The following is a 17,603-nucleotide window of genomic DNA, read 5'->3' as shown; positions in this document are numbered from 1 at the left end:
GGGCAAAAAGAGGGTACAGCCTGGTGCGCGGGGTCACCAAACCACGTGCGCGACGCGATGGGCCAACTGACGGCCTGGAGACGCGGGACAACGGCGGCCACGACGGGTGCGCAGATCAGCTGCTGCGGTTGCCCCGGCGAGGGTCGAGCACACTGAGATCGCTGAACTCGTCGTATTCCTCCTCGTCGGCCTCCCCGCTACCGCCCTCGGCGAGAAGGGTCCGCAACGCGAGATGGACCGCCTCCCGCGCACCAGCCAGACCGTACCGACGAATCGCTTCCTGGACCAGATCGTCGTCGATCTCGATCTCGACCTTCTTCAGCATGCGCCAAGAATACCCACCGGCCTCGCCCCGGGAATCACAGAAGGGCCGCATTTCGCATCCGGGCCATCATGGCTTCAACGCCGCCAGCATTGGACCGATCTTGGATCAGTCATAGTCTGGTGACGTGTCAGACTCGGACCGGCTGTATTTCCGGCAACTGCTCTCCGGTCGCGACTTTGCGGTCGGCGACATGATCGCCGCGCAAATGCGCAACTTCGCCTACCTGATCGGCGACCGCCAGACCGGCGACTGCGTGGTGGTCGACCCCGCCTACGCCGCCGGCGACCTCTTCGACACGCTGGAAACTGACGACATGCACCTGTCGGGAGTGTTGGTGACGCATCATCACCCGGACCATGTCGGCGGCTCGATGATGGGCTTCGAGCTCAAGGGATTGGCCGAGTTGCTGGAGCGGGCCACCGTACCGGTGCACGTGAACACCCATGAGGCACTGTGGGTTTCCCGGGTGACCGGGATTCCGATGAGTGACCTGACCACCCATGAGCACCGCGACAAGGTCGCCATCGGCGACATCGAGATCGAGTTGCTACACACTCCGGGCCACACGCCGGGTAGTCAATGTTTCCTACTCGACGGCCGGCTGGTCGCCGGTGACACGCTGTTCCTGGAAGGCTGCGGGCGCACCGACTTCCCCGGCGGGGATTCCGACGAGATCTACCGCAGCCTGCAACAGCTCGCCGCGCTACCCGGCGATCCGACGGTATTTCCCGGGCATTGGTATTCGGCCGAACGCAGTGCGCCGCTCTCGGAGGTCAAGCGGTCGAACTACGTCTATCGCGCCGCCGATCTGGGCCAGTGGCGCATGTTGATGGGCGGCTGAGCACCGGCGCCAAATCCGAGTTGATCCCTGCCACGTGCCCGCCGCCGCGATGGGGCCACACCCAGGATCGTGCGCCGCTCAATTTCGCCGGCGGATCGGTGTGGTGGTATAAGCGGAGGGTGGATTCCATGGGGTGGGTCCAGAGCAGCTGGCATGGGGTCACCGATGTCGAGTCCGGCACCTGGTTCGCGGTGGCCGCGTGGGCGGCGTTGGCGCTCGGTGTTATCGCACTGGTCGTGATGAACTATCACCTTCGCCGCAGCCGCGAACTGACGTTCGAGCAGACGCGACCGTATGTGTCGATGCTGATGGAGCCTCACGTCGCGGACTGGCATGTGATCGAACTCGTGGTCCGAAACTTCGGTCGCACCGCGGCCTATGACATCCGGTTCTCGTTTCCCAATCCGCCGACCGTGGCCGAATACGAGAACGCCTCGGACGGTTACGCCGACGTCGTCGAATTACAGTTGCCCCGCGAACTGCCGACGCTGGCGCCCGGTCAGGAATGGCGGATGGTGTGGGATTCGGCACTCGACCGCGCCGAGATCGGCCATGGCGTCGAATCCCGGTTCGAGGGGACGGTGATCTACTACGACCGCCCCGAGCAGCGGCCCGGCTGGCGGTTCTGGCGACGGGGGCGGCGTCCACTCGAGACAAAAGTGGTGCTGGACTGGGATGCCCTGCCGCCGATTCAGCGGATCGAGCTGATGACGACCCACGACCTGGCGAAGCGGGAAAAGCAGAAGCTGGAGCTGTTACGCAGCCTGCTGACGTATTTTCACTACGCAAGCAAGGAAACCCGACCCGACGTTTTCCGCAGCGAGATCGACCGGATCAACCGCGCCGTCCAGGAGACCCAGGACAGGTGGCGAACCCGCCAACTCGACGAGCCCACCGACGTCAGCCTGCGCTGGGGTGACGCGGAAAGCGAGCTGGGCAAGCATCGCAGTCAGCGGGTCTGAGGGCGCGCTGCGGCCAGCCAAGCGGTGCGCGGCGAAGTTGATCTGATTCAATCGACGTCCCTACCGAAGGAGTAAACCCATGAGCGGCCCGGTCACCTACACCCACGACGAAACCATCGCGGTGATCCGGATGGATGACGGCAAGGTCAACGTGATCGGCCCCGCCATGCAGCAGGCTCTCAACGAGGCGATTGACCAAGCCGACCGGGACGACGTCGGTGCGCTGGTCATCGCAGGCAACCACCGAGTATTCAGCGGCGGCTTCGACCTCAAGGTCCTGACCTCCGGCGAGGTGCAGCCCGCGATCGACATGCTGCGCGGCGGCTTCGAGTTGGCCTACCGGCTGTTGTCCTATCCCAAGCCGGTGGTGATGGCCTGCACCGGTCATGCGATCGCAATGGGCGCGTTCCTGTTGTCCTCCGGCGACCATCGCGTGGCCGCGCATGCCTACAACATTCAGGCAAACGAAGTCGCGATCGGCATGACCATTCCCTACGCCGCCCTGGAAATCATGAAACTGCGGCTGACTCCGTCGGCCTACCAGCAAGCCGCCGGACTGGCCAAGACATTCTTCGGTGAAACCGCGCTGGCGGCCGGCTTTATCGACGAGATCGCGTTGCCCGAAGTGGTACTCAGCCGCGCCGAGGAAGCCGCGCGTGAATTCGCCGGTCTCAATCAGCAAGCCCACGCCGCGACCAAATTACGCGCCCGGGCCGACGCCCTGAAAGCGATGCGCGCCGCGATTGACGGAATAGAAGCGGAATTCGGTGTGTAACCGCGGCAAAGCCGTAAAAGGCGGTAACGGCCGCTAACGCGGATTTCCGCGCAGGAAGTTCGGCACAAGTTGGTCAGTTGAATTCGTAGCGGAGTGTTCGGTTTCCCCACCATGGGACGGTGGTGTCGTGTGCCAGGTCGGCTTGGCGGAGGACGGGGGTGTAGGCGCGTCGGTCGAGTCGGACGGTGATGGTGTCGTTGGTGGTGGTGATCTGGCCGGGGGTTTCGAGGAAGCGGCGTTGCAGCACGTCGGGGGTGACGGCGGCGTAGCCGGGTAGTCGGTTGCGCAGGGCGGCGGTGAGGGCCTGGGCGAGCACACAGAGCATGATGTCGAGATCGACGTTGAGGTTGACCGCTGAGGACAGCGCGTCGGCGTGGAAGGCTTGGATGATCTCGGCGAGGCGTTGCTCGATGGTCATGCGCCGCGCGTAGTGGGCGATGAGGGCCTTGGCGGGCAGGTCGTGGTCGTTGGTGATGATCACGGTGGGGGTGTCGCGGCCGAGCCCGGTGACGACGAGTTGCCGCACGGTGGCGGGGTAGCCGGTCAGGTGTACGCCGGTGGTTTCACATACCTTGGGGCGGTTGAACTTTCCGGGCCGGTCGAGGGTCACGGTGGTGAAGTCTTTGCCCGTGAGGGCGTCGATCTGTTTGACCAGGGATGCCGAGCGCATGCGCAGGGTCAGGAACTTGACGCCGCGGTCGTTGAGTTCGCCGAGCACGGTGTGGGTGGTGACCTTCTGGTCCATGATCAGCATGGCCGGGTCGGTGCCGGACACGGTTTTCCAGTGGTCGCAGAAGGCGATGACCTCGCGGGCCTGGGTGGCTTTGGACAGGTCGGCGTTGGCGTAGACCAGGTTGTGGGTGCCGGTGTCTTGGGCGAAGAAGGTGAGCACGGAGCGGGCGCGTTGCGAGCGGGTGGGCACGTAGTGCTTTTCCAGCGCGGGGTCGTGGCCCCAGTGCATGACGGCGTGGAAGTCCAGGTCGAAGACTGCGTTCTCGCCGGTGGCGAGCCCGCCGTCGATCATCTTCGCATCCAGTGCGGCCAGGAAGCGGCGTTGGTGGTCGTGGCCGGTGCGATAGGAGTAGTCGGTCAGGGCGGACTTTTTCGGCAGTGCGGCCAGTCCGGCGAACAGGGCCGCGGCCGGGTCGGAGATCAGCAGGTCATCGACGTGGGAGACGCGGCGGGTGCGGGTCAGCTTCAACGCCAGCAGCGAGAGCAACCACGAGGTCGCGGGCACCACCCGGGTGCCGGGATAGCCGGCTCGGCGCACCAGCTCGGGCAGCCCCAGCGCGACCAGGTCCGGGATCAACAGCAACAGCCCCGCCTTGCCGGTTTCGACTGTGGCGGGCCAGGTTTGGAAGTCCAGCTTGCCGGTGCGCGGTAGCCGGGTGTCCCGTCCTGGGGTGGCCGGGCTGGTGCTGGCGACCGGTTCGGGGTGGCGCAGCAGGCGCCCGAATCCCTCCTCGGTGAGGATCTCGCCGACGCTGGTGCGGTTCAGCGGGGTGTTCTCGCCGGCGAGCCGCGCGGAGATCTCGTAGGTGGACAGCCCCTCGCGACGCAGCTCGATCACCCGGGCGCGGACCCGCTCCTTGGCCGGCGCGGTGCCCGGTGCGGGGCCGGGCTTGCGTTGCGGGGCGAACAACTCCAGCTTGCCGGCCCGGTGGTCGCGCACCAGGTTGACCATTCCCCACCGGGTGTAGCCGAACCGCTCGCCGGCCTCGGCATGGGACAGGCCCTCGACGAAGAACGCGCGCAGCGCCTCGTAGCGGCGCTGGTTCACCTGCTCCGGCGCGGTGAACGCCCGCACTTCTCGATCTTGTGGTGATCTAGCTGGCACACAACAATTTTAACAGTTCTACTCGGCAAGCTAGCACTACGACATGCCGGCACGGAAAGTGTTGAACTGCAACGATTGCTGAATTCAGAGTGCGATTCTACCCGTCGCTCCGCTCGACGATTACGACAGCCAACGATCACCAATTGTCTATAATGACAGCCAGCTATACACAATATAGGTCAGTGATCCACACCCGAAATCACCAAGAAACCGCAGGTCAGGCGGCTCTCGCTACGCGCGGGTGTTGCCCCGAACCAACTACGCGGAAATCCGCGCTAACAACCGCGGCGTTTCGAATTCTCATCGCCGGGTAACTATCCGCCCATGGCTACGCCGGACCGGATCGCCCAGCCCTGGGGAACCAGGACCCCCTACGGAACCGGCCAGGACTGGCCGCAGCGCGTCGATCAATACTTGGCCGACGGCCTGGACCCGGAATCGGTTGATCAGTGGGTGCAGTCGGCTGCGGTGTTGCACTCCAACGGCGACGGCCTGGACATCGCCGTCAAGGATGGGCGCATCGTCGGTGTCCGCGGGCGCGCCGTCGACCGGGTGAACCATGGGCGCCTCGACCCCAAAGACCTGTTCGGCTGGCAGGCCACTGCGTCGCCGGACCGCCTCACCACACCGCTGATCCGCCGACACGGCCAATTGCGACCGTGCGACTGGGACACCGCCATGGACGCGATCGTGCAGCACAGCCGGGAGCTGCTGGACAGCCACGGCCCCGGCGCGATCGGGTTCTATACCTCCGGCCAGCTGTTCCTCGAGGAGTACTACACCCAGGCCATCATCGCGCACGGCGCTATCGGCACCAACCATGTCGACGGCAACACCCGGCTCTGCACCGCAACGGCTGCGGAGGCGCTGAAGGAGACATTCGGCTGCGACGGCCAGCCCGGGTCGTATACCGACGTCGACCATGCCGACGTCATCGCGCTGTTCGGGCACAACGTGGCCGAGACGCAGACCGTGCTGTGGGCGCGGATGCTCGACCGGCTGGCCGGCGACACGCCCCCCGCCATCGTGTGCGTCGATCCCCGTCTCACCCCGGTGGCCCAGCAGGCCACGGTGCACCTGGCGCCGCTACCGGGCACGAATGTGGCGCTCATGAACGGGTTGCTGCACGAGATCATCGCGCACGACTGGGTCGACCGCGACTACATCGACGCGCACACCGTCGGCTTCGACGAGCTGCGCAGCCGAGTGGCGGAGTTCCCCGCACAGCACGCTGCCGAGATCTGCGGCGTCGACGCCGACGACATCCGCCGCGCGGCAAGGCTTCTCGGCACCGCCGAGCGACTGCTGTCCACTGTGCTGCAGGGCTTCTACCAGTCCCATCAAGCCACTGCGGCAGCGGTCCAGGTCAACAACATCCACCTGGTGCGCGGCATGCTCGGAAAACCGGGCTGCGGCATCTTGCAGATGAACGGGCAACCGACGGCCGAAAACACTCGCGAGTGCGGCGCCGACGGGGATCTGCCCGGCTTCCGCAACTGGTCCAACGACGACCACATTGCCGACTTGGCCCGGGTGTGGAACCTTGAGCCACAACAGATCCCGCACTATGCTCCGCCCACGCACGCGATGCAGATGTTCCGCTATGCCGAAGAGGGCACGCTTCGGATGCTGTGGGTTACCGCCACCAATCCGGCGGTGTCGCTGCCGGAACTCTCGCGGATCCGCGACATCCTGGCCCAGAAACGACTGTTCCTCGTCGTCGAAGACATCTTCATGACGGAGACGGCCGAGCTGGCGGACGTGGTATTGCCGGCCGCCGCGTGGGGCGAGAAGACGGGAACGTTCACCAATGCCGACCGCACCGTTCACCTATCCGAAAAGGCCGTCGAGCCACCAGGGTTCGCGCGTAGCGACCTGGACATCTTTCTCGACTACGCGCGGCGCATGGACTTTCGCAACAAGGACGGCCAACCGCTGGTGTGGTGGACCGATCCCGAATCGGCGTTCGAAGCGTGGAAGAAGTGCAGCGCCGGACGACCCTGCGACTACACCGGCCTGAGCTACGACAAGCTACGCGGCGGCAGCGGCATCCAATGGCCCTGTAACGCAGAGCATCCCGACGGTATCGAACGGTTATACATCGATGCCCGATTCTGGGCGCATCCCGACTACTGCGAGGCTTACGGCAAGGACCTGATCACCGGCGCTCCGCTGGAGCCCACCGAATACCGCGCGATGAACCCGTACGGCAAAGCCATTATCAAAGCGGCCGAATACATTCCGCCGCACGAGCCGATCACTGCCGAGTTCCCGTTCGCGTTGATCACCGGCCGCACCCTTTACCACTTCCATACCCGCACCAAAACGGCTCGGGCACCGCAACTTCAAGACGCGGCACCCGAGGTGTGGGTGGAAGTCTCGCAGCGCGACGCGGGCCGGCTCGGCATCGCGGAGGGCGATACCGTCGAGGTGAGCACCCCGCGTGGCAGCGTGCGCTGCGCCGCCCGGATCAGCGGCATCCGCCACGGCGTGTTGTTCGTGCCGTTCCATTACGGCTATTGGGACGCCGAGGAGGCCCATGACCATGGTCATCATCGAGCCGCCAATGAGCTCACCCTGACCGATTGGGATCCGGTGTCCAAACAACCGATCTACAAGACCGCGGCCGCAAGGCTGCGGCGGCTGCGCGCCGGAACCGGTGGTGCGGCATATGCGCCGACCACGGCGGCGCCGGCGCCGGTCGGCGGCGCGGTGCCCGATACGGTGGGCGGAACCGCGGCTCGCGCAGCCGAAGCCCTGGTCAGTGGCGGTGCGTCGTGAAGCTCAAGCTCGCCATCCGCGAATTGCATCGCTCTGAGCGCAAACTCGCTCACCGGTTCAACGTGATGGCCGCACGCCACCGCAGCGACCAGGACATCTATCAGCTGGCGCACGACCAGGCCGGCTGGTCGCTGCATCACCTCGAAGAGCTGGCCAAGCATGGCCGCCACTACGGGCTGCGGCTGTCCGCCGACCCGCATACCCGCGCATTGACCGGCTTTGCGCAGACTCGGATGAGCGGCATGCTGCGACACCGCCCGGAACCGGCCCTGTTGCTACTCGCCGACCTGCGGCGAATACACCGGATCGCCGCGGGCGCATCCCTGGACTGGGAGCTGCTGGGCCAGGCCGCGCAGGCGGCGAAGGATCTCGAACTGCTGGAGCTGACGTCGCGCTGCCATCCGCAGACACTTCGCCAGATGCGTTGGGCCAACGCAATGCTCAAAGAACTCTCACCACAAGTGCTCACCAGCTGAACGCTCTTTCACTGCTCATCAGCCGAAACCCATTGATAGGGAAGGAATTTCCCATCGAATGTCACAACCACCCGGTCACCTGAGGAATGTGTCTGCCGCTGCACTTCGACGCTGAAGTTGATGGCACTCATGATGCCGTCGCCGAACTTCTCGTGGATCAATTCCTTGATGGCTCCCCCGTAGACCTGCAGCGCTTCGTAGAAGCGGTAGATCGTGGGGTCGGTGGGCACCGCGGTGGGCAGACCGCCGCGCATCGGCGGAGCGGCCAGCACGGGCACCGCCGACGCGTCAAGACCCAGCATCTCGACCAGGACCGTGCCCAGTTCGGCGGGAATAGGGTGCTGTCCAAGTAGCGCCGACGTCGTCCACACCACCGGTCTGCCGATGGCGTCGGCCAGTTCCTGCCAGCTGAGCCCTGTGGACAGGCGGGCCAAGACGATCTGTTCGGTAATGCGGGATCTGTTCATCGACCTAGCATGCGTCACCGAGGTTTCGTGGCGGCGACCAGGCGCGTGGAAAACCACGGCCCCCCGTACCACATACGCCGACCGGCACGGGTGGCAATGTTGTGCATGGCCAGGCTGCTGACCACCACGTCGACGCTATCGTCGGCCGACGGCAGCGCGGTCATGTCGGCGGTGCGCAACTCGATCCGATCGGCGACGTCCTCCACCGCCGCATTGGCCAACGTGGCCTCCCGCGAATTGTCCGTCTGATCGGCACGCCACAAGTCGACACCGATCGCGCGGCCGTGTGGCAGCCGCTTGGCCGCCGCCAGCAGCACCGCACCGCGTCCACAGCCGAGGTCGAGCACAGTCTCGTCGCCACGCAAGGCCAGCTCGTCGAGAATGCGATCCCAAACCCAGATTTTGTTGCCGCCACGCGGTTACCCCGGGCAAGGCTGATGCCCCGCCGCCGCGGCGAACACAGCGACCTGAACACCGACACCTGCCAACTGCGTTGTCGCCGAAAAGGTGCCGAAGGACCCGTCGTATCCATAGTCGGCTTGGTGGCCGCGGCGCATCACCTGCGCCCGGATCGGCGCGCGCGGCCGACCAGCCGGACAGCCAACGCCGAGCTGGTACGCGACCAGCCGGTTGTCGGGGGCGCCAGAAACGCCCCGGGCCCTGTCCTGGTCACCCACAGCGGGCCCCGGTACCGCACGGCGATCAGTCACGACGACGAAGTCGTCGCAGGTTTCCATGCGCCCCATGGTGCCATCGGCGTCGGTCCGGCGGGCTATGGTGGCCCGCGATGGCACTTCATCTCCACCGTGCCGAGCGCACCGACCTGCTTGCCGACGGACTCGGCGCCCTGCTGGCCGCCCCGCTGCCCGACCCGTTCGCATCGGAGCTGGTGCTGGTGGCGGCCCGCGGCATGGAACGCTGGTTGAGCCAGCACCTGTCGCATGTGTTGGGCAGCCGCGGTGCCCACGGGGACGGAGTGTGCGCCGGCGTCGCATTCCGCAGCCCGCAGTCGTTGATCGCCGAGATCACCGGGACCGCCGACACTGACCCGTGGTCGCCGGAGGCCATGACGTGGCCGCTGCTGGAGGTGATCGACTCCGTCCTCGACGAGCCGTGGTGCCGCCCACTGGCAACGCATTTGGGCCACTTCGACACCGACGCCGTCGAGGCAGAGTTGCGCCGCGGTCGCCGCTATTCGGTGGCGCGCCGCCTGGCCGGGCTGTTCGCCTGCTACGCCCGGCAGCGTCCTTGGCTGCTCGCCGGCTGGCTGGACGGGCACTTCGACGACGTGGACGCCGACCTGGCGTGGCAACCCGAATTGTGGCGGGCGTTGGTCGCCGCGGTCGCAGCCGATCCGCCGCACATCCGGCACGAACAGACCGTGGCCCGGCTGACCGCAGGCCCGGCCGACCTGCCGGCGCGGCTGTCGCTTTTCGGGCACACCCGGCTGGCGTGCACCGACGTGCAGCTGCTCGGCGCGCTGGCCACTCATCACGATCTGCACCTGTGGCTGCCGCACCCCAGTGACGACCTGTGGCAAGCGCTCGCCGGTGTCCACGGCGCGGTGCCACGACGTCAGGACACCAGCGGGCACGCTGCCCGGCATCCGCTGCTGCAAACCCTCGGGCGCGACCTGCGGGAGCTGCAACGGGCGCTGCCGGCCGCTCCGGCGACCGATGAATTCCTCGGCGGGGCAACCAAATCCGACACGTTGCTGGGCTGGCTGCAAACCGACATCGCCGCCAACGCGACGCGCCCGGACGGACGGCGGCTGGCCGTCGGCGACCGCTCGGTGCAGGTCCACGCCTGTCACGGACCGGCCAGGCAGGTCGACGTACTGCGCGAGGTGCTGCTGGGCCTGCTGGAGGACGACCCGGCCCTGGAACCGCGCGACGTGGTGGTGATGTGTCCCGATATCGAGACCTACGCGCCGCTGATCGTGGCCGGCTTCGGGCTGGGTGAGGTCGCCGGTACCGGGCATCCGGCGCACCGGCTTCGGGTCAGGCTCGCCGACCGCGCGCTCACCCAGACCAATCCGCTGCTCGGCGTCGCCGCCGAACTGCTCGGCATTGCGGGCAGTCGTGCCACCGCCAGCCAGGTGCTCAACCTCGCGCACGCCGCCCCGGTGCGCGCCCGCTTCGGTTTCAGCGACGACGATCTCGACGTGATCACCGACTGGGTGCGCCAGTCCAACATCCGGTGGGGATTCGACCGGCACCATCGCCGGCCGTACGGCCTGGAGCGATTCCTGCACAACACCTGGCGGTTCGGCATCGACCGCATCCTCACCGGCGTGGCCATGTCGGACGACTCGCGGGCGTGGCTGGACACCGCGCTACCCCTCGACGACGTCGGCAGCAACCGGGTGGACTTGGCGGGACGCCTGGCCGAGTGCGTCGCGCGGTTGCATCACGTGGTCGAACGACTCAGTGGCGCAATGCCGTTGACCGACTGGCTGGATGCATTGACGGACGGGGTCGGTCTACTCACCCGCTCCGATGAGGATTGGCAGCAGGCGCAGCTACATCGGGAATTCGCCGACGTCCGCGCGCAAGCCGGCGCCCGCGCGTCCACCCTGCTACGGCTGCCCGACGTGTCGGCGCTACTGGACGCATCACTGGGCGGACGTCCCACCCGGGCCAACTTTCGTACCGGCACCCTGACCGTGTGCACCATGGTGCCGATGCGATCGGTGCCGCATCGGGTGGTATGCCTGGTCGGCCTCGACGACGGGATCTTCCCGCGGCACCGCGCACCCGACGGTGACGACATGCTGGCGCGCGCACCGATGACAGGTGAGCGTGACGTCCGCTCCGAGGATCGCCAGTTACTGCTTGACGCCATCGGTTCGGCCACCGAGACATTGGTGATCACCTACACCGGCGCTGACGAGCACACCGGGCAGCCGCGTCCGCCGGCCGTGCCGCTGGCCGAGCTGCTCGACGCGCTGGATCGCACGACGGTAGCGCCGGTTCGGCGGCAGATCCTCACCAGACACCCGTTGCAGCCCTTCGACCGCAAGAACGTCACACCCGGGGCACTGGTGCCCGCCACACCGTTCACCTTTGACCCTGCTGCGCTCGCGGCCGCCGAAGCGGCCACCGGAACGCGCTGTGCGCCTGTAGCGTTCGTTGGTGAGCGGCTGCCTGATCCGCCCGCCGGCGACGCGACGCTGGCCGATCTGCTCGACTTCTTCAAGAACCCGGTCAAAGGATTCTTCCGAGCACTCGACGTCACCCTGCCGTGGGACGTCGACACCGTCGAGGACGAAATGCCCGTCGAGATCAACGCCCTGCAGGCGTGGACGGTAGGCGACCGGATACTGCACGACATCCTGCGCGGCATGCATCCGGATGCGGCCGCCAACGCCGAATGGCGCCGGGGAACCCTGCCGCCCGGGCGGATTGGCGTGCGCAAGACGAAGGAAATCCTCGACTCTGCGTGCCAGCTGGCCCGGGTCGCGTTGCCACACATGGCGGCCGACGGCGACGCTCACGACATTGACATCGATCTCGGCGCCGGCCGCCGGCTCAGCGGAACCGTCACGCCTGTCTACGGCGAGCATCTGGTGTCGGTGACGTACTCGAAGCTGGCGCCGAAGCACGTACTGACGTCATGGATCGGGCTGGTCGCGTTGGCCGCTCAACTTCCGGGCCGCGATTGGGCGGCGCTGTGCATCGGCCGCGGGAACAGCAGGACCCGCACCGCCAGAAGGGAATTCGCGCCCCCGCCGGACCCGGTGGCCGTCCTACGCGATCTGGTGTCGCTGTACGACGCGGGCCGGCGCGAGCCGTTGCCGCTGCCACTGAAAACGTCGTACGCGTGGGCGCAGGCACGCCGGGACGGCGACGAGCCCGCATTGGCCGCGCGAGAACGGTGGGAGTCCAACAGGTTTCGCGACGGAGACGACCGTGAGCCTGCGCACATACGGGTCTGGGGCGACAAGCCCGCCTTCGCTGTGCTGCTTGGCTCGCCCCGCCCGGGCGAGGAGATGGCCGGCGAGGACACCCGCCTGGGTGCGCTGGCGGCCCGGTTGTGGCTGCCGCTGCTGGGCGCCGAGAGGACCGGCTGATGGAGCGCTTCGACCTGCTGGGGCCGCTGCCCGAGCACGGCGCCACCATTGTGCTGGAGGCCAGCGCGGGCACCGGCAAGACGTTCGCGCTGGCCGCTCTGGTGACCCGTTACCTCGCCGAGACCGACGTCACCCTCGACGAGATGCTGCTGATCACGTTCAACCGCGCCGCCAGCCGCGAGCTTCGCGAACGCGTCCGCGACCAGGTCGTGGCGGCGGTGGCCGCTCTGGAGGACCGGATGCCGCGCGACACTGATCTGGTCAGGCACCTGCTGTGTAGCGAGGCCGAGCGCGCCGTACGGCTGGCTCGGCTGCGGGGCGCGCTGGCCGACTTCGACGCCGCCACCATCGCCACCACGCACGAGTTCTGCGGCTCGGTGCTGAGATCCCTTGGCGTAGCAGGTGACACCGATTCCGGCTTGGCCTTGCAGGAGAGCCTCGACGACCTGGTGGCCGAGATCGTCGACGACTGCTACCTCGCGCGCTTCGCCAACAGCGACACCGATCCGGTGCTGACGTACGCGCAGGCGCTCGACCTGGCCCGCAACGTCGTCGCCGATCCGTATGCGCAGCGGCGCCCGCTGGATCCCGACCCGGACAGCGCGGCCGGTGTCCGGTTGGACTTCGCCGAGCAGGTGCTCGACGAGCTCGACCGGCGTAAGCGCCGGCTACGGATTCTCGGCTACGACGACCTGCTGCTACGGTTGTCGAAAGCCCTTGCGGCAGTGGACTCGCCGGCTCGCGGCCGAATGCGGCGCAGGTGGCGAATCGTGTTGGTGGACGAATTCCAGGACACCGATCCGATCCAGTGGCAGGTGCTGGAACGTGCTTTTCGCGGGGTCTCGACGCTGATCCTGATCGGCGACCCGAAGCAGGCCATTTACGGCTTTCGTGGTGGCGACATCTACACCTACCTCAAAGCGGCCCGCACCGCCGATGCCCGCTACACGTTGGGAGTCAACTGGCGCAGTGACGGGGTGCTCGTCGAGAGCCTGCAGACGGTGCTGCGGGGCGCCGCACTGGGTCATCCGGAGATCGTGGTGCATGACATCGAGGCGCACCACGGCGGACATCGTCTGCAGGGGGCGCCGCGCGGCGCGGCATTTCGGCTGCGCGTCGTCAAGCGGCCGGCCGTCGGCTACGACGGTACCGCCAATGTGCCAATCGGCTTGTTACGCCAGCATATTCCCGCCGACCTGGCCGGAGACATCGCGTCCCTGCTGTGCAGCGGCGCCAGGTTCGCCGGCCGGCCGGTCGCCGCCGGGGACATCGCGGTGATCGTCGAACATCACCGAGACGCCCGGGCCTGCCGGGACGCCTTGGCGAGAGCGGGTATCCCGGCGGTCTACACCGGCGACACCGATGTGTTCGCGTCCCGGGGGGCCAAAGACTGGCTGTGTCTGCTGGAGGCCTTCGACGCGCCGCAGCGCAGTGGGCTGGTCCGCGCCGCCGCCTGCACCATGTTTTTCGGCGAGACCGCGGAAACACTTGCCGCTGAAGGTGATGCACTGACCGACCGGGTCGCCGCGACACTGCGTGAGTGGACGGACCAGGCGCGGCTGCGGGGTGTGGCGGCGGTGTTCGAGGCCGCGCAGTTGGCCGGTATGGGGCGCCGGGTGTTGGGCCAGCGCGGCGGCGAGCGACACATGACCGACCTGGCGCATCTCGCCCAGCTGTTGCACGAGACGGCTCATCGGCAGCGCTATGGCCTTCCGGCCCTTCGTGATTGGCTGCGCAGGCAGTGCGACGACACCACCCGTGCCGGCGAGCAGAACCGGCGTCTGGACAGCGACGCCGCGGCGGTGCAGATCATGACGGTGTTCGTGGCCAAGGGTCTGCAGTTTCCGATCGTGTACGTGCCGTTCATGTTCAACCGGAATGTCCGGCGCGACGACATCCTGTTGTACCACGACGACACCGATACCCGCTGCCTCTATCTCGGCGGCAAAAACAGCCGATCGGTTCAGGAGTTGAACCGCGCCGAGGCGGCCCGGGACAACATCCGGCTCACCTATGTCGCGCTCACGCGGGCCCAGTCTCAGGTGGTGGCCTGGTGGGCGCCGACCATCGACGAAGTCAACGGCGGCCTGTCGCGGCTACTGCGCGGTCGTGGCAGCGGTGATCCGGTGGTGCCGGATAGGTGCACACCCCGGATCTGCGACGACGACGCGTGGGCGGTGTTCACGCGCTGGCAGGACGCCGGCGGACCCTCGGTCGAGGAATCGACGATCGTCTCCCCCGCCGCCATCGAAACCAGCTCGCCGGCTGACGGTTTCGCGGTCCGGCATTTCCACCGCCAGATCGACACCAGCTGGCGGCGCACGTCGTATTCGGCGCTGGTGCGCGCCGCAGATGCGAGTGCGCCGTCCGGCGTGACCAGCGAACCCGAAGTCGACGTGCGCGACGACGAGGTGGATGCGGTGGTCGTGGCCGAGCCGGGTTCGGGTGCCGACCTCGCCTCGCCGCTGGCGGCCATGCCGTCCGGTGCGGCGTTCGGGTCGCTGGTGCATGCGGTGCTGGAAACGGCCGATCCGCAGGCCGTCGACTTGGCTGGCGAACTCGAGGCGCAGGTGCGACGGCATGCGCCGTGGTGGCCGGTCGATGCCGATACTGCCGAGCTGGCGACGGCGCTGGTGCCGATGCACGATTCGCCGCTGGGTCCGCTGGCCGGCGGCTTGACGTTGCGCCAGATCGGGGTGCGGGATCGGTTGCGGGAGCTGGACTTCGAGATACCGGTGGCGGGTGGTGATCTACGGTCTCGCGCCCCCCGGGTGTCTCGGGTGTCTCTGTCGGATGTGGGTGAGTTGCTGCGGGTACACCTGCCCCGCAGTGACCCGTTCTGGTCCTACGCCGATCGGTTGACGTCGCCCGGTTTGGGCGGTCAGTCGTTGCGGGGGTATCTGTCCGGGTCGATAGATGTGGTGTTGCGGTTGCCGCAGCAGCGATACCTGGTGGTGGACTACAAGACCAATTACTTGGGCGCCACCGCCGCTGACTACAGTGTCGCCCGCTTGACAGAGGCCATGCTGCATTCCGACTACCCGTTGCAGGCTCTGCTGTATGTGGCTGTGCTGCATAGGTTTCTACGCTGGCGGCAGCCCGGATACGATCCGCGGCGGCACCTGGGCGGGGTGCTGTATCTGTTCGTGCGGGGAATGTGTGGCCTCGGAACGCCGATCCGGGACGGGCACCCGGCCGGTGTGTTCGGCTGGCGTGCGCCGGCCGACTTGGTGGTGGCGCTGTCGGATCTTCTGGATGACGGGAGACGTGCCGGGTGAGCGTTTCCGACGTCGAGACCGCCGTTACCGCGGCGGGCCTGCTACGCCTCTTCAACGAGGCCGGGATACTCAACCTTGCGGACATCCATGTGGCGCAGCGCCTTTGCGCTCTGGGCAAGGAGCCAGATGACCGGGTGGCGCTGGCCGCGGCGCTGGCGGTGCGGGCGCTGCGCGGTGGGTCGGTGTGCGTGGACTTGTCGACGATCGCGGGGGCCGCTGACGGCGTACCGTGGCCGGACTCCGAGCAGTGGCTGGCCGCAGTGCGGGCCAGCACGCTGCTCGCGGAGCCGCCGGTGCTGCATCTCTATGACGACCGGCTGCTGTACCTCGACCGGTACTGGCGCGAGGAACAGCAGGTCTGTGACGACTTGGTGGCCATGCTGGTTCCCAGACCGTCCGAGCCTACCGCCGAAGTGCCCGCCTTCGAGCGACTCTTCCCGTCAGGCTTCGAAGAGCAACGTAGCGCGGCGGAAATCGCTGTGTCGCAGGGCGTGACCGTACTCACCGGCGGGCCGGGAACCGGCAAGACCACCACGGTCGCGCGCCTGCTGGCGGCGCTGGCCGAACAGGCCGAACTGGCCGGCCACTCGCGGCCCCGCATCGCGCTGGCGGCACCGACGGGCAAGGCGGCGGCGCGGCTGGCCGAGGCGGTACGACACGAGGTGACCCGTCTCGATGCGGCCGATCGCATGAGACTCGGCCAGCTGCAGGCGGTTACGGTACATCGTCTGCTCGGTAGCAGGCCCGACACGTCGTCACGGTTTCGGCACGATCGCGGCAATCGGTTGCCGCACGATGTGATCGTGGTCGACGAGACGTCGATGGTGTCGCTGACGCTGATGGCGCGGCTGCTGGAAGCGGTTCGTCGGGGCGCGCGGCTGATTCTGGTGGGTGATGCCGATCAGCTGGCGTCGGTGGAAGCCGGCGCGGTGCTGGCGGATCTGGTGGACGGGCTCGCGGCGCGAGACGACGTGCGGGTGGCCGCGCTGCGCACCTCGCACCGGTTCGGCAAATCGATCGGGAACCTGGCTGATGCGATTCGCGGCGGCGACGCGGACCGGGTGGTTGCGCTGCTGCGATCGGGTGACGAGCACATCGAGTTCATCGACGACGAGGACCCGACGCCACTGTTGCGCGCGGTGTTGGTGCCGCACGCGTTGCGGCTGCGCGAGGCGGCGCTGCTGGGAGCCGTGGGCCAGGCGCTGGCCGCATTGGAGGAGCACCGGATGCTGTGCGCGCACCGGCGCGGGCCCTTCGGTGTCGGGCACTGGAACCGGCAGGTGGAGGCCTGGCTGGGCGAAGACACGGGTCAGCCGCCCTGGTCGCAGTGGTATGCCGGGCGGCCGCTGCTGGTGACGGCGAACGACTACGGGCTGCGGGTGTACAACGGCGACACCGGTGTGGCCGTCGTCGGCCCGGACGGTCTGCGCGCCGTCCTGGCCGGTGCCACCGGGCCGCTCGACTTCGCGACGGGCCGGCTGTCCGACGTCGAGACCATGCACGCCATGACCATTCACAAGAGCCAGGGCAGCCAGGCCGATGAGGTGACGGTCCCTCTACCGGACCAGGATTCGCGATTGCTGACGCGAGAGCTCTTCTACACCGCGGTGACGCGGGCCGAGAAGAAGGTGCGCGTCGTGGGTTCCGAGGCGTCGGTGCGGGCCGCGGTTGAGCGACGCGCGGCGCGGGCATCCGGACTGCGAATGCGGTTGCAGTGTGGGTGATTTCGAGGACGGATCGCTGTGCACGCCATCCCACCCGCGCAATAAAATGTCGGCGTGCCCTCGGT

11 protein-coding genes and 1 pseudogene are annotated in these 17,603 nt (G+C 67.4%); 8 read left to right on the top strand and 4 right to left on the bottom strand.

Annotation, left to right across the window (positions count from 1 at the left end; all coding sequences use genetic code 11):
- Nucleotides 1–115: 115 nt before the first annotated feature.
- Nucleotides 116–325, bottom strand: a complete 210-nt coding sequence (locus tag EET10_RS04525) for a type II toxin-antitoxin system VapB family antitoxin (protein ID WP_036398460.1) — start codon at nt 323–325, stop codon at nt 116–118.
- Nucleotides 326–449: 124 nt separating this feature from the next.
- Between EET10_RS04525 and EET10_RS04520 the strand changes: the two genes are divergently transcribed.
- The 3 genes from EET10_RS04520 (at nt 450) to EET10_RS04510 (ending at nt 2,903) form a co-directional block, all read left to right on the top strand.
- Nucleotides 450–1,166, top strand: coding sequence for an MBL fold metallo-hydrolase (locus tag EET10_RS04520; protein WP_036398462.1), 717 nt, complete (start codon nt 450–452; stop codon nt 1,164–1,166).
- Between the two features lie 128 nt (nt 1,167–1,294).
- Complete coding sequence (locus EET10_RS04515) at nt 1,295–2,128, top strand: hypothetical protein (protein ID WP_036398464.1); 834 nt, start codon at nt 1,295–1,297, stop codon at nt 2,126–2,128.
- A gap of 79 nt (nt 2,129–2,207) precedes the next feature.
- Nucleotides 2,208–2,903 (top strand): crotonase/enoyl-CoA hydratase family protein, encoded by a 696-nt coding sequence (locus EET10_RS04510; protein WP_122501929.1) that lies wholly within the window; start codon nt 2,208–2,210, stop codon nt 2,901–2,903.
- A 73-nt stretch (nt 2,904–2,976) separates the two neighbouring features.
- Here the strand turns inward: EET10_RS04510 and EET10_RS04505 are convergent, their stop codons facing one another.
- Complete coding sequence (locus EET10_RS04505) at nt 2,977–4,740, bottom strand: transposase (protein WP_136623064.1); 1,764 nt, start codon at nt 4,738–4,740, stop codon at nt 2,977–2,979.
- Between the two features lie 324 nt (nt 4,741–5,064).
- Here EET10_RS04505 and EET10_RS04500 point away from each other — a divergent pair, with 324 nt between their 5' ends.
- Together EET10_RS04500 and EET10_RS04495 are read left to right on the top strand one after the other, a co-directional pair.
- Nucleotides 5,065–7,521 carry a molybdopterin oxidoreductase family protein gene (locus EET10_RS04500; protein ID WP_036398468.1) on the top strand — a complete coding sequence of 819 codons (2,457 nt, stop codon included), beginning with the start codon at nt 5,065–5,067 and terminating at the stop codon, nt 7,519–7,521.
- A complete protein-coding gene (locus tag EET10_RS04495; protein ID WP_036398470.1) occupies nt 7,518–7,997 on the top strand; it encodes a hypothetical protein in 480 nt (159 codons plus the stop codon). Before EET10_RS04500 ends, EET10_RS04495 begins: the two co-directional genes overlap by 4 nt.
- 8 nt (nt 7,998–8,005) lie before the next feature.
- On the opposite strand, the gene cynS is transcribed toward EET10_RS04495, so the two are convergent.
- Nucleotides 8,006–8,464, bottom strand: coding sequence for a cyanase (cynS, locus tag EET10_RS04490; RefSeq protein ID WP_036398472.1), 459 nt, complete (start codon nt 8,462–8,464; stop codon nt 8,006–8,008).
- A 14-nt stretch (nt 8,465–8,478) separates the two neighbouring features.
- Nucleotides 8,479–9,021: pseudogene (locus EET10_RS04485) on the bottom strand (SAM-dependent methyltransferase).
- A gap of 230 nt (nt 9,022–9,251) precedes the next feature.
- On the opposite strand from EET10_RS04485, the gene recC reads away from it, so the two are divergent.
- Genes recC through recD form a run of 3 tightly spaced genes read left to right on the top strand, consistent with a single transcriptional unit; the run spans nt 9,252 to nt 17,538 of the window.
- Nucleotides 9,252–12,536 (top strand): exodeoxyribonuclease V subunit gamma, encoded by a 3,285-nt coding sequence (recC, locus tag EET10_RS04480; protein ID WP_122501928.1) that lies wholly within the window; start codon nt 9,252–9,254, stop codon nt 12,534–12,536.
- On the top strand, nt 12,536–15,814 hold the full coding sequence (gene recB, locus EET10_RS04475) for an exodeoxyribonuclease V subunit beta (protein ID WP_122501927.1): 3,279 nt from the start codon (nt 12,536–12,538) through the stop codon (nt 15,812–15,814). The genes recC and recB overlap by 1 nt, the downstream gene beginning before the upstream one ends.
- A complete protein-coding gene (recD, locus tag EET10_RS04470) occupies nt 15,811–17,538 on the top strand; it encodes an exodeoxyribonuclease V subunit alpha (RefSeq protein ID WP_122501926.1) in 1,728 nt (575 codons plus the stop codon). The genes recB and recD overlap by 4 nt, the downstream gene beginning before the upstream one ends.
- Nucleotides 17,539–17,603 lie beyond the last annotated feature (65 nt).

The sequence above is a fragment of the Mycobacterium pseudokansasii genome, assembly GCF_900566075.1.
GTDB lineage: Bacteria > Actinomycetota > Actinomycetes > Mycobacteriales > Mycobacteriaceae > Mycobacterium > Mycobacterium pseudokansasii.
Note: the sequence above shows the minus strand (reverse complement) of the source record. Positions and strands in the feature narration are given on the sequence as shown.

Bases quoted from the DNA above. Each gene is read 5' to 3' on its own strand.
- EET10_RS04525 (WP_036398460.1), bottom strand. From the start codon at position 325: ATGCTGAAGAAGGTCGAGATCGAGATCGACGACGATCTGGTCCAGGAA.
- EET10_RS04515 (WP_036398464.1), top strand. From the start codon at position 1,295: ATGGGGTGGGTCCAGAGCAGCTGGCATGGGGTCACCGATGTCGAGTCC.
- EET10_RS04510 (WP_122501929.1), top strand. From the start codon at position 2,208: ATGAGCGGCCCGGTCACCTACACCCACGACGAAACCATCGCGGTGATC.
- EET10_RS04500 (WP_036398468.1), top strand. From the start codon at position 5,065: ATGGCTACGCCGGACCGGATCGCCCAGCCCTGGGGAACCAGGACCCCC.
- cynS (WP_036398472.1), bottom strand. From the start codon at position 8,464: ATGAACAGATCCCGCATTACCGAACAGATCGTCTTGGCCCGCCTGTCC.
- recC (WP_122501928.1), top strand. From the start codon at position 9,252: ATGGCACTTCATCTCCACCGTGCCGAGCGCACCGACCTGCTTGCCGAC.
- recB (WP_122501927.1), top strand. From the start codon at position 12,536: ATGGAGCGCTTCGACCTGCTGGGGCCGCTGCCCGAGCACGGCGCCACC.